This is a genomic window from Nocardia sp. NPDC049707 (assembly GCF_040674855.1).
Lineage (GTDB): Bacteria > Actinomycetota > Actinomycetes > Mycobacteriales > Mycobacteriaceae > Nocardia.
Window position 1 is genome coordinate 1 of sequence record NZ_JBFANN010000110.1, and the last position, 1,616, is coordinate 1,616.

Sequence of the window (1,616 nt, forward strand, 5' to 3'; positions counted from 1 at the left end):
CGGAGTGCGTTGTCTTTTTCTTCTTGTTCGCGGCGGAGGCGTTCTTGTTCGCGGAGTGCGTTGTCTTTTTCTTCTTGTTCGCGGCGGAGGCGTTCCTGTTCGCGGAGTGCGTTGTCTTTTTCTTCTTGTTCGCGGCGGAGGCGTTCCTGTTCGCGGAGTGCGTTGTCTTTTTCTTCTTGTTCGCGGCGGGCTCGAGGTTCGGCTTTCTCACCGTTCGGTGGAGTGGTTTCCTTGTTCGGCTGCGGTTGTGGTTGCTCCTCGGGGGACCGGGGAGTTAGTGGCTCTTCGCCGGTGCGGGCTCGGATGGCTTCGCCGAGGGATCCGACGAGCTTTTGTTCGAGGGCTCGCATGGCGTTTGCCATGGATTGGTTCGCTTCGTGGCGAGCCGCAGCCTCTGCTTCGGTCGGTGGAGTGGCTTCGTCGGTGTTCGGTGGGGGTGTTTCTTCGCGGGTGGGTGAAGTCGGTTCCTTGGGGGCGGGTGGGGCTGTTTCCTCGGTGCTCGGCCGGGGTTTCGGTGGTTCTTCGGACGGGTGTGGTGTGGGTGTTTCGTCGCCGGTGCGGGCTCGGATGGCTTCGCCGAGGGATCCGACGAGCTTTTGTTCGAGGGCTCGCATGGCGTTTGCCATGGATTGGTTCGCTTCGTGGCGAGCTGCAGCCTCTGCCGGGGTACCCGCAACCGGCTCCTCACCGTGTCCCGCTTCCGGACGCTGTTGACCAGGCTCCGCGTCCTGGCTCGAGGCATCGTCCTGGCGTTGCTGGCGTTCCTGGTTCTCTTGGCGTTCTTGGGTCTGCTGGTGTTCTTGGCGTTCCTGGGTCTGCTGGCGTTCCTGGGTCTCTTGACGGGCTGTCTGGTGCGGCTCGGCCAGATCTCGTTCACCCTGTGCGTGGTCGGGTTCTTCGCGTCGTGCGCGAGCGGCTTCTTCTTCGCGGGCTCGAGGTTGGGCTTTTTCACCGCTCGGTGAAGTCGTTTCCTTGTTCGGCTGTGATTGTTCTTCGGACCGCGGAGTTACTGGCTCGTCGCCGGTGCGGGGTCGGGCCATTTCGCCGAGGGATCCCGTGAGCTTTTGTTCGAGAGCTCGCATGGCGTTTGCCATGGATTGGTTCGCTTCGTGGCGAGCTGCTGCTTGTGCTTCGGCTGGTGGAGTGGCTTCTTCCTGGCTCGGTGAAGTCGTTTCCTTGTTCGGCTGTGATTGTTCTTCGGACCGCGGAGTTACTGGCTCGTCGCCGGTGCGGGGTCGGGCCATTTCGCCGAGGGATCCCGTGAGCTTTTGTTCGAGGGCTCGCATGGCGTTTGCCATGGATTGGTTCGCTTCGTGGCGAGCTGCAGCCTCTGCCGGGGTACCCGCAACCGGCTCCTCACCGTGTCCCGCTTCCGGACGCTGTTGACCAGGCTCCGCGTCCTGGCTCGAGGCATCGTCCTGGCGTTGCTGGCGTTCCTGGGTCTCCTGGCGTTCCTGGGTCTGCTGGCGCTCCTGGTTCTCGTGGCGTTCGTGGCGTTCTTGGGTCTGCTGGCGCTCCTGGTTCTCGTGGCGTTCGTGGCGTTCGTGGCGTTCTTGGGTCTGCTGGTGTTCTTGGTTCTCTTGGCGTTGCTGCCGTTCTTGGGTCTGCTGGTGTTC

General features: G+C 62.7%; 2 protein-coding genes. One reads left to right on the plus strand and one right to left on the minus strand.

The annotated features are described in order from the left end of the window. Window positions 1–1,298 (minus strand): hypothetical protein (locus AB0J29_RS37045; protein ID WP_364796018.1); only part of this gene is annotated, 1,298 nt, incomplete at its 3' end. Window positions 1,299–1,361: 63 nt separating this feature from the next. On the opposite strand from AB0J29_RS37045, the gene AB0J29_RS37050 reads away from it, so the two are divergent. Then, the coding region (locus AB0J29_RS37050; RefSeq protein ID WP_364796021.1) for a hypothetical protein at window positions 1,362–1,616 on the plus strand (255 nt) is incomplete at its 3' end.